The sequence below is a fragment of the Marilutibacter maris genome (genome assembly GCF_003233695.1).
Lineage (GTDB): Bacteria > Pseudomonadota > Gammaproteobacteria > Xanthomonadales > Xanthomonadaceae > Marilutibacter > Marilutibacter maris.
In genome coordinates this window covers 1,950,538-1,962,945 of sequence record NZ_CP029843.1, presented here as the reverse complement: position 1 = coordinate 1,962,945, position 12,408 = coordinate 1,950,538, and the positions used below count along the sequence as shown (strand labels likewise).

Annotated in this window: 11 protein-coding genes and 1 tRNA gene; 9 read left to right on the top strand and 3 right to left on the bottom strand. The window is 61.6% G+C overall.

Annotated features, from left to right (window positions below):
* Positions 1-4: 4 nt before the first annotated feature.
* On the bottom strand, positions 5-721 hold the full coding sequence (locus tag C9I47_RS08640) for a ferric reductase-like transmembrane domain-containing protein (RefSeq protein WP_111266382.1): 717 nt from the start codon (positions 719-721) through the stop codon (positions 5-7).
* 10 nt (positions 722-731) lie between these two features.
* On the bottom strand, positions 732-1,673 hold the full coding sequence (locus C9I47_RS08635) for a chromate resistance protein ChrB domain-containing protein (RefSeq protein ID WP_190238640.1): 942 nt from the start codon (positions 1,671-1,673) through the stop codon (positions 732-734).
* 656 nt (positions 1,674-2,329) lie between these two features.
* Here C9I47_RS08635 and C9I47_RS08630 point away from each other — a divergent pair.
* The 4 genes from C9I47_RS08630 (at position 2,330) to C9I47_RS08615 (ending at position 4,078) form a co-directional block, all read left to right on the top strand.
* Positions 2,330-2,432: transfer RNA gene (locus C9I47_RS08630), tRNA-Ile, on the top strand.
* Positions 2,433-2,466: 34 nt separating this feature from the next.
* On the top strand, positions 2,467-2,952 hold the full coding sequence (locus C9I47_RS08625; RefSeq protein ID WP_223250337.1) for a hypothetical protein: 486 nt from the start codon (positions 2,467-2,469) through the stop codon (positions 2,950-2,952).
* Positions 2,949-3,458, top strand: coding sequence for a 3'-5' exoribonuclease (locus tag C9I47_RS08620; RefSeq protein WP_111266379.1), 510 nt, complete (start codon positions 2,949-2,951; stop codon positions 3,456-3,458). The genes C9I47_RS08625 and C9I47_RS08620 overlap by 4 nt, the downstream gene beginning before the upstream one ends.
* Positions 3,455-4,078, top strand: coding sequence for an HAD family hydrolase (locus C9I47_RS08615; protein WP_111266378.1), 624 nt, complete (start codon positions 3,455-3,457; stop codon positions 4,076-4,078). The genes C9I47_RS08620 and C9I47_RS08615 overlap by 4 nt, the downstream gene beginning before the upstream one ends.
* A gap of 228 nt (positions 4,079-4,306) precedes the next feature.
* Here the strand turns inward: C9I47_RS08615 and C9I47_RS17530 are convergent, their stop codons facing one another.
* Positions 4,307-5,086 carry a hypothetical protein gene (locus C9I47_RS17530; RefSeq protein WP_145985461.1) on the bottom strand — a complete coding sequence of 260 codons (780 nt, stop codon included), beginning with the start codon at positions 5,084-5,086 and terminating at the stop codon, positions 4,307-4,309.
* A 917-nt stretch (positions 5,087-6,003) separates the two neighbouring features.
* On the opposite strand from C9I47_RS17530, the gene C9I47_RS08610 reads away from it, so the two are divergent.
* The 5 genes from C9I47_RS08610 to C9I47_RS17525 all read left to right on the top strand — a co-directional run bounded on the left by C9I47_RS08610 (position 6,004) and on the right by C9I47_RS17525 (position 11,365).
* Positions 6,004-6,273, top strand: a complete 270-nt coding sequence (locus C9I47_RS08610; protein WP_111266377.1) for a hypothetical protein — start codon at positions 6,004-6,006, stop codon at positions 6,271-6,273.
* A gap of 116 nt (positions 6,274-6,389) precedes the next feature.
* Positions 6,390-7,115, top strand: coding sequence for a hypothetical protein (locus tag C9I47_RS08605; protein WP_111266376.1), 726 nt, complete (start codon positions 6,390-6,392; stop codon positions 7,113-7,115).
* Positions 7,105-8,973: a hypothetical protein gene (locus tag C9I47_RS08600; protein WP_223250336.1), complete on the top strand. Its 1,869-nt coding sequence runs from the start codon at positions 7,105-7,107 to the stop codon at positions 8,971-8,973. The genes C9I47_RS08605 and C9I47_RS08600 overlap by 11 nt, the downstream gene beginning before the upstream one ends.
* 45 nt (positions 8,974-9,018) lie before the next feature.
* Positions 9,019-10,011, top strand: a complete 993-nt coding sequence (locus tag C9I47_RS08595) for an ATP-binding protein (protein ID WP_223250335.1) — start codon at positions 9,019-9,021, stop codon at positions 10,009-10,011.
* 436 nt (positions 10,012-10,447) lie between these two features.
* A complete protein-coding gene (locus tag C9I47_RS17525; RefSeq protein ID WP_145985460.1) occupies positions 10,448-11,365 on the top strand; it encodes a hypothetical protein in 918 nt (305 codons plus the stop codon).
* The last annotated feature ends 1,043 nt before the right edge of the window (positions 11,366-12,408 follow it).

Genomic DNA, 12,408 nt, shown 5'->3' with positions numbered 1-12,408 from the left:
GATATCAGTGTGTAGAAGCGTCGGACGCCAACTTGCTGCCGTTGCGGGCGATTGCCGCTTTGGCCCTGCGGGCTCCCAGCCAGGTGGCTGTACGAGCCAGCGCTATCAGCGCGAGGCTAGAACCCATGAAGAAGAACACATAGACCAGCACGCCATAGCGGCTTTCACTGCCGATCGTTATCGAATGCACAAGTGCCAGCGCGAATACCGCAGGCCACAACATGTGGATCGCCTTCCAGCGGCGATGTCCGCGACGCAGCCGCCAACCCGCGAAAAGCGCGATCACCAGCAGGTACAGCGCCACCGCACCCAGGGTGATCATCTGGAAGTAGTAGCCGTGGTCCAGATTCGGCAGCAGGAGTTCCCAGGCCACCGTCTTCTTTCTCAGAGATGAGCCCGCGACGAACAGCCCAACGTGCGCCGCGATCAACATCGCAGCCCCGCAGCCGAGCCCGATGTGGGCCGAGCGGCTTATCACAGGCAAACCACGGAACGACGGGACGCGCGGAGCCATTCCCAGAAGCGCCTGCACCCAGAGCAGCGCGAACCCCAGGAGGCCAGCCAGCTTGGCGAAAGCATAAAGCCCCTGGCCCGCGGGAAGGTCATGGGTGAAATAGATCGACGGATCGCCAACCGACCACCACCAGGCGGCTACCGGAGCCGCCAGAACGACAGCGATCAAGCCGTAGGTGATCCATGTTGTTGCGCTGCGCCCCTGCATGCTCGATTCCTCAATGCCTGTCTGTTTTGGCGGCCAGGCACGCCTCGGGAGACTGCACGCACTCGGAAAGACGCTTCTCACCGTCGCCTTCGCTCAACCCCTTGCTACCGACGACAGGCAGCCCTTCTTCCACCCAGCCGCGGAGGCCGTAGGGATTGAGGATCACGGAATTTTCCACGCCCGCATCCTTCAAGGCCTTGGCCATCTCGAAGCCCCGGAAATCCTTGATGCAGTAGCTGACGACATAGTCCGCACCGGCAACCTGGGAGACCGCGAGCGCCTTGTTCCGGATGGGCACGTTCAATGCCCCGGGGATATGCGCCTCGACGAACTCATCGGCTTCGCGCACGTCGACAAAGGCCACCCGTTTGCCATTGCGAATCTCGCCGAGCAACTGCTCGATGGACACCTCGGCGACGACCCTGCGTGACGCCTGCTGTACTGCCACATCGCACTGAGTGGCGAGCGCCTCCGCGGCGATGGGCGCGTCATTCCTGCGTGCCGTCTGGATGGCGGCATATACGTCGCCAAAGAACTGCAGATAGCAGTCGGGCTCGACCTTGTCGCGGCCGTGGCGCTGCTGGAGCGATCGGAACGCATGCTCGACGGCCGGCGACTCGGGGTCGGCCGCCGCCCCCCATGCGCCAATCTCGATATCGTGGACGATGCGGGCGAAGCGCTGTAGATCGGGGTCGGACTGCAGATGTTCCTGCCCGGCGACCTCGAATGCAGAGGAGGTTCCCTGACGAAGGATCTTCGCGCCCGGCACGTCGAAAGGGATGCCCTCCGGCAAGGCTTCGCCGATGGCCACCACGCGCAGTTCGGCGCCTGGACTGATGTGCCGGGTCAGCAGCCAGGCCGTCGCCCACTTGTCGGGGCCGAGACCATGCTCGGTAACGTAGGTCGCTTGGGTCTTGACGCACCCGCAAAGCAGGCAAGCCAGCGCCACCATTGGGGCCCACAACCTGCACGGCACGCACTCCTTTGCGACCATCCCTCCTGTTCCTTGGAGCATCTTTGCGGTAAGCATATCCAGCGTCGGGCACCCCATGCAAGCATCTCCGATGAGCCGGATGGAAGACTTCACACCTAATCCGGACTCCAAGGGATCGTGTCCGACAGCATGGAGTAAACGTTCGGGCAGCAGCACTAATCCAAGCGCCCGATTTGGGATAGGAACACCTCCTGTTGGAGGTAGGAAAACCACCCGATGCAGGGTAGGAAATTTCCTACCTTGCTCAAGGAGGCAGCTGGACGGATCAATCAGTGAAGCGGCGCCAACTCGATATGGCGTTGGACCCGCTCATCTGGCGCACCGGTCGCGGCCAGCTTTCCGGTGTGATCTTCAGTTACCCTTCCCTATCCCCGATAACGGTCCCTAATCGATCCGAAAGTGTTGGGGTCAAGTCGTGACACGCACTGCGCGTGATGCGTGTCGTGACCGAGCACCTCGCGAAGCGATCGCTGATGCCACGACCTCAGCATGACGTCGTCCAAAGACACTGTTCTATATATTGGAGCCCCAGCTCCTGTGCGCTACTCTACGTCGATGGGCCGACCGCAGTTGCTTGACCACCGAATACCGGAGTGATCGCAAAGATCGATCACGCCCCTGTTGCTCATGTTGGTCAGAGCGCCGGCCTTATACCCCGGTGAGAGCACGCGCCAGATAAGCGCGTCCACGTCGGTTCGATTCCGACCAAGGGCACCACCGCACAAGCGGTTGCTCTTGGAGAATGCGCAACATGCGCCTATTTTTCGACTGCGAATGGAGTGATGCCGAGGGTCGCCAGCTGATCAGCCTGGCGCTCCTCGACTCGTCTGCCCAGCATCGGTTCTATGTGGAGCGGGATCCGTTGCCGAACACTCCATCGGACTTCGTTCGCGAAGTCGTTTACCCGCTGCTCGACCGCGGGGCCACCACGTTGCCGGACCTTGCCTTCACCTCGGCCCCGCGCACTTTCCTGGCGGGCTTCGAGGATCCGTTGATTCTGGCCGACGCCGGCGAGGATTTCATGCTGCTGTCGCACGCGTTGGGCGGTTTCGGACAACCAGGCTGGCCACCGGCGCCACCTTGGCGCCCGATGCTGGTCACCTTCGGCGATGTGCTGATGCGCATCGAAGACTATTTTGACGCCCGGCCAGAGGCTAGGACGAGGCGTCATCACGCGATGGTCGACGCCGAGGCATTGCGCTGGGCATTCGAGACGATTGGAGGCGCCAAGTCATGACCCGACTGTTTCTCGACTGTGAATGGGCCGACAACCTTGGTCGCGAACTGGTGAGCCTCGCCCTGGTCTCCGAGGACGGCCAGGATCGGTTCTACAGCGAGGTTTCGCCGCTTCCAAAGCACCCCAACGACTTCGTCCGGGCCGTTGTCTATCCGCTTCTCGATCACGGCTTCCATGCTCGGCAGCCCATCGACCTTACTCGGGATCTGCGCGCCTTCCTGTCACGGATTTCGGAGCCCTGTGTGCTCTTCGACCACCCCGTCGACGGCACCTTGTTCGGCCATGTGCTCGACGGCTTTGACCTGCCGGAAGCGGCACTGGCACACCTGCGGCCTGTGCCCAAGGTGGTGACCACCCTCATCGCAGAGTGCGATGCCGTGCGTCGCCAGATAGACCGCTACTTCATCGAGCACCCCGAGCAGGTCAACCGCAAGCACCATGCCATGGTCGACGCCGAGGCGTTGCGCTGGGCGTATTGCAAGGCGCTTAAGGTAGACACACCATGACCAACTCACCCAAAGGCAAAACCATCGCGCTGGACGCAGATGGTGTCCTGCTCGACTACAGCACGGCCTACGCGCACGCCTGGGCCAAGGCTTTCGGCACGTTGCCTGCACTGCGCGATCCCGACGCCTACTGGCCGATCGACCGATGGGCCGTGGAACGCCTATCGGGAGAACGCCTGGCCACCTTCCGTGCCGCGTTCGACGAAGCGTTCTGGTCGACGATCCCGGCGATCGAAGGTGCCGTCGAAGCCTGCCACCGGTTGGTCGATGCCGGCTACCGCCTGGTTTGCATCTCGGCCCTGGACGATGCCTTTGCCGCAGCCCGGCAGCGGAACTTGGAGATGCTCGGGTTTCCAATCGCGGATGTGATTGTGACCGACGGCGAAACTGGAGATGTCAGTCCAAAGGCCTTGGCCGTCGCGAAACTACGACCGCTGGTGTTCGCCGACGACTACCTGCCATATCATCGCGGCCTGCCGGCGGCGGTGCACAAGGCGCTGATCCTGAGGGCGCCGGGAGGCTCGCCGAATGTCGGAAACGAGCTGGCCGATACAGATTCACAACATGTTGACCTTTGTGCTTTTGCTAGCTGGTGGCTGCGAAGGCCGCAAGCGCGATGATCTTCACCGCTCATTGTGACGCTCGAACCGCGGCGCAACGTTGCCTCGCCACAGTTCTATTCAATAGGCACTCAAATGCCGACTCAAACTGTCGACCACAACAGCTTTCCCACTTGGCACCACTCCTTCACCTGCCAGATTGAGTCACAGAATTCGAATAATGACTCGCTGCGTTCCCGCGAGCTTGGCTCGGCGACTACTTCCGATGCGTGCCTCCCCAAACATACCTCAAGCATAAACACCGAGCTCAAGTCGAAGCCGCTCAAGGGCATCCCGGTGATAGCGAGGCCACACACCGACCTGGCAAGGACCGTTCGGATGGTTAAGCGGACTCCGCTGACTCGACCACGGTCGAACCGTCGGAGCACGGCCGCCTTCACCCACGTTGCCCAGATTGGCCTCAATCCAGTTGCGTGTAGCATCGGGCACGGCTAACCTCCTCCGCCCCCTGAGCACCTCGATTCGCACTCCCGTCACCTCCGGCGCGGATTCAGTCATGCTAGGCAAGTCGCAGTCCTCCAGTTTCAAGTGACGCTCGGCATCGTAGATATGATCCAATGTCAATTGCCGCATGCGTGCCAGAATTGGCAGCGCCACACGCCTACCCCCCGGGGTCTGCGCCAATAAGGCCAATGCAGGTGGCACGTAGCGCGCGTACGAAAGCGCCTGGCCAGGATCAACGCTGATCGCCTCCAGTAGCAGAAGCCATATCGCCGCCACTGCGTCGAACGAACGGCACGCCGCCAGCTGGGTCATGACAGATTCGGACGCAGAGGCGCGGAACTCTTCCGGCATCAGCGGCACATAGTAGTGAAACCCCAGAAAAGCCGTTTCCTCGAAGTGGTCCTTGAACCAAGTCGCCGGGTACGTAGCAGGAATGGGGGCCGCGCAGCGAAGCAACTCCCACAGCCAGGAGCGGGCCACCGTCACTACGGCAGGCTGAGCCCGCCCCCATTCCGCCACGCGTTCGCGCGAGGCCACGAACTGACCAGAGCGCGAGCGCGCCATTGAACCCCGGGTTCTGGGCCCGGCCCATAGGCCGCCCGGCCGCGTTCCGTAGTGGCGCGCCTCCCATTGATGCGGCGTTAACCCTTCCGCGTCCAACAGCGTCTCTACGCAAGCCACTGTTCGCAGCGTGCCCGCTAGGTCCTTTGACCAGCGCGTGTGGAGCTCAGTGGGCTCGAAACCAGGCATCGGAGTTCGCGATCTGCCGCGCACCATTCCAATCTGCGGCACACCCTAGCGAACAAGGCGTCACGGCCACGAGATGCTCCGAGCCCCGTGGCGGCGGCGTTTTAGCCGCCCCGCACGAAGTTCGATTCTTGCCGGGCATTGGCACGGGCTCGGAAATGTTGCAGAAAAGGCAAAACTGGAACTGGAGGTGGCCGTGTCCCGCAGCGAACTCGAATCTCGACTGCTTCAGGCTCTGATAGAGGACTGGGGTTACGTTGTCGGCAGCGCGGGCCTGCGGCAGGCACTGGGCTACCCGAGCCAAGCCGCCTTGCGCCAGGCCATCGCCCGCAAGTCGGTGCCGGTCCGCACGTTCACCATCCCCGGTCGCAAAGGCCCGTTCGCCCTCGCCCATGACCTAGTCTCTTGGCTAGCGTCCCAAGCAGGTGGTCCCGAGGTCATGGGGTCAATAGAGGCGCTACGACCAAAGCCAGTGAAACGGCCGAGCGTGGCCCGGCGCCGCCGCAAACCGCCCCACATCTGATCGGACTACGAGAACACCTGCCTCGTCCAACGGAGGAACCTGCCCGCCCAGAACGCCTAATTCCACCTTCGGATCGCTTTCAGACCCAGAAAAAGAAACGGGACCCATGCAGGGGTCCCGCGAGTCCATAGAGGCCTCACCTCGTACACTCGCTCTTTTCAGGGTCCAAGTCAAGTGCTGCCTATTGACAGCCCCAACCTGGATTCGACCCATGAAAAACGACCTTCTGCCGGCGGCGATCTCCACCGGTCGCGATGACCTGTCCGAGCAGCTAGTTTTCGAGTTTTCCGACGAACACGACACGGCACCGCGGGCTCGCCCCGCGGCGAACGGCTATTTCCTCGAAACCATACAGCTGCTGACGGGCAACGGCCTGCCATACGTGCTGCGCGTATGGCAGGACTGCCGCACGGGCGAGATCCTCAGCTACCGCCTCCTGCGCGCTACCACCACCCCAACGCCTACCGACATCTCTCAGTAGGCGACAGCCAGAGCTTCCTCGCACCGCCCCCACCGGTGCGAGGCGAAGCTGTCCGTCTTTTCCTTGCCGCGTTGCCGACAACAACGGCGCGTGGCCTTGTTCTTTGGAGAGAAGCCATGACCGCCGGTACTGCAGCGACACGTGATGTGTACGAACCCAAGGCGCATGTCACTAACCACGCTCTTCCACACGAGCCCCGCAAGCTCACGCGAAGCGAACGCAACCGCCGCGAGACCTTTGTCTTTCCCTCACCACGCAACGCCCGTGTCGTAACTGTCACCGACTTCTTGCACCTGGCCATCGCCCTGCAGTTCGAGTTCGATCCAGCCTTGCAGTGCTATGTCGAGCGCCCGCGACGAATCGCCCTATCGCCCCGCCAAGACATCGACATCTCGTTCTGGACCCGAAGCAAACAGGGCGAGGAGCGCTACTACTTGGCTATACCGGCGTCGGGCACCATCGGCAGCACCAGCGGCACGGTATCCATCCGCGACCGCGAAGCCCTTGACGCCGCCGCGGATCGCCACGGACTCCAACTTGCGTACATCACCGAGCGTGAGCAAGTCTCGTCGATCGGCGATTGTGCTGTGCGCTTCGAGCTGCTCCACCACGTATGGGCTTACAAGCGCTTGGTGTCTCGCACAATCATTCGCTCACAGATTATGGCTCTGCTAGCCAACTGCCCGCGCCTCACCCTGTCGACCTTGATCCACCACTTGGATTTCGATGCCGACAGCGTGCGCGCGGTGGTAGCCGGCATGGTGCACGAAGGCGACTTGCGTCTGGTCGACTACGTCGCTGGCAGTGCACAGGCAACGGTGGAGATGTGCCATGCGCACTGATCGAACCGAGATCTTAGATGCCGAGCAGCTGCAGGCCTGGTTCAAGCCGGATCTGTCTACCGTAAAGGTGGAGTTAGTTGAGCGATTCCAGCGCCGTTGTGCCGCGTTGACTGCCGTGCTCACGGGAGAGATGAACCTAACCCGCGCAGCCGAAGTCAATGGGCTTTGCAGGAAGGGGCTCAAGCGCATGGTGAAGCTCGCTCCGAAACTGGCGCGCGACGGTCACCCATATGGCTATCGTGTGTGTTTGCCGTGGGGAACCTATGAGGAGGCCGACGATGCCCTCGATGATACGGAGATGCCGCGTACCGCGGAGCCGCACGCAATGCGTAAAATGCTGCTGGCCCAGCCCACAGTTGCAGAATGGGTCGATGGCTTTACTGCCAAACTTCCTCCAGGACGCCCACCAAAGGCCTTCGAGCGCTTGTTCGCCAAGATTGTCGCCGAGCTCAAGCGCTTGGATCAGCACGCATTCTATCCGCTGAATCAACCCGACAAAGGTCGGCGGGCGCTGCTGCGATACCTGCGCAAGAAACGCATCGATGACATCGTAGCCCCCAGCCTTGACGAGATTCCCTCTCCCCCAAGCGTACTCGCCGATGCCTTGCTTGGCCGCCCGTTCCACCGGTCCGAGTTTGATGCGCACTCATTCGACATCGACGCTGAAATCGGTGTGTCGTTGCCCAATGGCGGCGTGGTCAAGAAGCGGATCACTAGGATGTGGTTCCTGTGCGAGGTGGAGATAGAGTCCCGGGCGATTCTTGCCTGGATATTGCGGGTGGGACGCTCCTACAACAACCTCGACTTGGCGAGTTGCGTCGCGCGAGCACTGCACCCTTGGACGCGCCGCGAGCTGACTATTCCTGGACTGGAGTACGCCCCTGGCGCCGGGATGCCCAGCGGCATGCCCGGTGATCGCGGCCGTCGGCGCGCTCGTTGCATTGCAATGGACAACGCCAAGGCTCACCACGCGATCAGCTTCGAGGACGCGATGGGTCGCGCGCACGGCGCAATCCTGTTCTTTGGGCGTGCCCACGAGCCGCGTTCGCGACCGGTGGTCGAACAGCTGTACTCGCGTCTGGAGCGCGGAGTCTTCCGGGATATTCCAGGTGGCTTCGAACCGGCGACTCGATTGGGCGAGCGCAAGTTGCGCATCAGCAACTTCGCGCCCGGCGACATACCGATTCAGCTTCATCTGTTCGAAGAGCTGTTGGACGTACTGGTAGCGAACTACAACGCCACCCCGCACCCGGCGCTTGGGAGTCTAAGCCCGCTGCAGTTTCTGCAGATGCAGACGCCGCGCGCATTCGATTTTTCCTTGCCCGATCCAGAGAAGGATGCCCGCGAGATGGGCAGCGTCCTGGTGCCGGTCGTCGTGCACGGGAACCGGAAGACCGGCGAGCTACCGCACGTAAACTACTTGTACGTGCGCTACCGAAGCCCCGAACTGGACCAGCAGTGGGAACTGGTCGGCAAAACGGTCCTGGCGCGCGTTTGCCGCCACGATCTGCGCACGCTTCTGCTGATGCGCAGCGTCACCGTACCGCTCGGCTTCGTGCGCGCTATGCCACCTTGGGACCGCACGCCCCATGACGAAACGACGCGTGCCTTGGCCATGCAGTGGGCCAAGCAAAAGGGCGGACTCTCGTTTGTCGGCTGCGAGTGCGCCGTGGAAGCGTACACGGATCACCTGCGCATGCTGGCGTCCAGTTCCCAGAAGGCGGTGGATCAACTCGCGCGCATGCAGCAGGCATCGGGGGCGAAACAACCTCAATCCACACCGCTGCCCGCCGCCGACCTGACCGTGCCAACTCCGCGCCGCGGCTGGATCAGCTTCGACACTTCGCGTGATCACTGACGGCTACTCAATTTTCCTAGATACATCTTGTACGCGGAGGCTTACATGTCTTCGGAACAGCACCCAATCTTTGTCCCCAATGGGTTTCACATCTCAACGCGGCCCATCGAGGTGTTCGCCAACTACGTGTTGAGCAACGTCGAGCTCGATCATCACGGCGCCCCGGCGTACGGCGGTGGCGGCCTGGGCAAGACCAGCGCCCAGGAATACCTCACCCAGAACGTATCGCGATGGCTTGTGGATCACGACAACAGGCCAATCGGCGTCGCCAGTCGCTTGATCATGCCCAGTGGGCAACGGCGCAGCGACGGCGCGTTCTACACCGCGCTAAACACTCGTTTGAACCTGACGACCAGCGATCGGTTGACACCACAGCGCGGCAAGGACCGCATCGTAAACTTCGTCAAGACCCGGTGTGGTCAGGCTGATCTTCCGTTGATGGTCATGTTCATCGACAACGCCCAGCGCATCACGCGGGCAGAGTACGACTACTTGGCCGACATCGACGAGCAGGTGACGGACGCGAAGCTGCGGTTGTTTATCGTGTTTGTCCGGCAGAACGATGCCACCGGCGTCAATGCTCAGGATGACTGGGCCGGTTACCCCTCGCATCTGTTGCGGCGCTGGTTCATGTCGACCCACGCTTTCCAGCCTTTGATGGGGCTGGCAGAGATTACTCATGCCTTGGACCGGTACGACCATTTCGCAACTTGGCCCAAGCCGGACATGCCGTTCTCCCGATTCTTCGCGCGCGGGGCATACGACAGCGGCTGGCGGCTAGCGGTACAGGCTGGGTTGATCCTGGAAGGCGTGATCGCTTTACGGGCCGAGAACAGGCTACCGGCCAGCGACGCGTGGCCTATGGCCACGTTCACGTTGACAGTGCGTCACCTGCTCGCCAGCGCCGCTGAGGACAGGGGGTTCAGCGAATTCACTCCGGCACATGTCCGCGCCGCCCTGCTGGCCAGCGGCTATCTGCGTCTGGAGTACGTCCGAGCCAACCTAATCTCCGGTGATGAGGCGGCGCAACATGCATAGAACTGCGCCCAGGTCTTCACGACTCGCGCTGTTGGGGGCCGACCTAGATACCTACCCGTACCTATCCGGGTACGGGCTACTGCTTCGAGTTTGCCGCCTGATGGCATTGGAACGGCGCGAACTGATGTCCTCCCTTGGGCTCCGGCTGAGGAAGGACGTCAGTTTGCTCGACCAGGTTCAGCGCCCTAGTCGTGCACAGATGTCCTTGTGCACGGCCATTGGCATCGATCCTGCTTGCGCCAGAGCGCAGTGGCTTCCGGAGAGCTGGTCCCCGCTCCAAACTTGCGGCGTCCTTGATCGGCAAGCCCCTGTTCGACAGTGCCCTGAATGTGCTCGACACGGCTATCACACAGCCGTGTTTCAGCTGCCGTCAATTGTCGAGTGCCCTTGGCACGGCCAGAGATTGATCGAGGCCTGCCCGAGCTGTCGTCGCCCAATGTTTCAGCTGTTCGACGTCCCCGAGCAGATGGGGGTCTGTCCATGCGGGTTTGATCCATTCGATGCCGATACGGCGTCGACGTATATGCGGCGATTTCCCACGCTGCACGCCCGGGGCTGGCTGGAGGCTTACTGGCGATGGGCCCGTGAACAGCGCACCACCCGCTACCTGGTGGCTCCCGAGCACGATTACCGCTGGCGCGACCTTTACCGCACGCAGGCAGCGCCCCCGGACGCGCCACCAGCGGACCGCACCTACCTTGAGATCGACGAGTTCAGTGCAAGGGGCCGCGTCGAGCCCACTGCGCGCGAATGCTGGGCGTGGTGCCTGCTCGGTTCAGAACGCCCCATGACGTTCGTCCCTCTTCCGGGACACATGCATGCGATGCTGAGCGACATGACTCAAAGGGTTGTCAATGGGCTTCCCGCCAGCGTCGGCACGCCCTTGGAGCTAGTAACGTTTAGTGGCTTGGGCGCGAAAGCTACCCTACTGGATAACGTGAGGGCGCGACCAGATTGTTTCATCTTGCCGCACAGCCCCGCCCGCGGCGCTGAGATTTGGTTGAACCTGTCGGCGATCGAACCGGAGCTGCTGCAACTGTGCGGTCGTCTCATTGATTGCGTGATCGTCGCCTGCGGGTTCGAGCCGGACTGCCAAGCCCGATCGCTCCAAGCGGCACGCAGCCACGCCCTGGAACAGATCACGGGAAGAGAGTGTCTTGTGCGTTCGCTCGAATGCTTGATTCTACGCGGATACGCTCAAGGCCTAAATGCGGTGATACGCGGTCATTCTCGCAATCGGATACCCAATGATATTAGCTGGTGGCTGCCATCGATCGAGGTTCGCGCACGCCCGGGGCACCTGGATCAGGTCCAAATTGCCTGGCTCCAAGTGGCAACACCAAAGAAGCGTTGAATCGTGAGCGCTCCACTCACCCTGCCCAGGTCTGGGGAGGCGAAAGTGGCCCTATCAGACGGCCAGCATCGACGCGTATAGAGCCTAGCTACGACGGGGCAGTTTGTTGTCGCTCGCGTTGACTTAGGGGTGGCTTGTCAGTACCGGATTCGAACCGGTGGCATCTATGCGAAGCTTGGCGCCAATGGGGTGTCTTGTCTTCGAATTGCTCGTCAAGGACTCGCCCCGCTCCGCAAGCAATTTGCAATAAATTCAAATAGCTATTTGTGATGCGTATTCTTGTCGTCAATCAAATGCCCCGGCGGCGACCAACAAACGCCCGTTCTTCGACTGACAATCGCCCGCACTTCGCATGCTCGCCAAGAAGCGGTTGCACGGTTACATCCGCGAATCAATGCCGCGTCGTCGATCACGCGGAGTGTCGACCGTAGCCGCATGCTTGCGCAGTATAAGGAGCGGCAAGCCGAATTCCGCCGCTGGCGAGACAAGCCAAGCAGGCTTTCCAGTATCGCGGCCGCCAGCGCGCTTGCAGAGCGTAATCTGCGCATCGCCGAGCTAGAGTCTCAAGTAGCTTTGCTGACCTACCCTCTTGTGTACGTCAGCTCACAACGGAAGGCACGGGCACCGCTCAAGTGGATGCTTGACCTCGTTGCTTCGTTTCGACTTGATCGAGCACTTCCTTTCGCTCAGAAGGACTCATCTCTGCCCACAGCAGCAGCAACTTCGCCAGCTGCTCGTCTTCGGCAAACAAGAAGGCGGTGGGGACTTCCGCCAAACGCCTGGCGGTTGCATGGAGGGGCACGTGGGCACCCTTCTCGTATTGATTGACTCGGGGACTTGCCACGGAGGGATCCAGCCCTGCTCGGCGACCTGGGCCGCCACACGACAAGGGGCATCGGTTACGTTACAGGTTCGAAATTGCAGCGTGGCTGCTGTGCGAGAAGCGATTTATATCGAACTAGGTAAGCGGGCGCGCTATGTCTCCACGGGAGTCTGGGGCGGTTGTTCCTTCCTCCCTTCAAACCCTGTCCCCAAGAATGCCT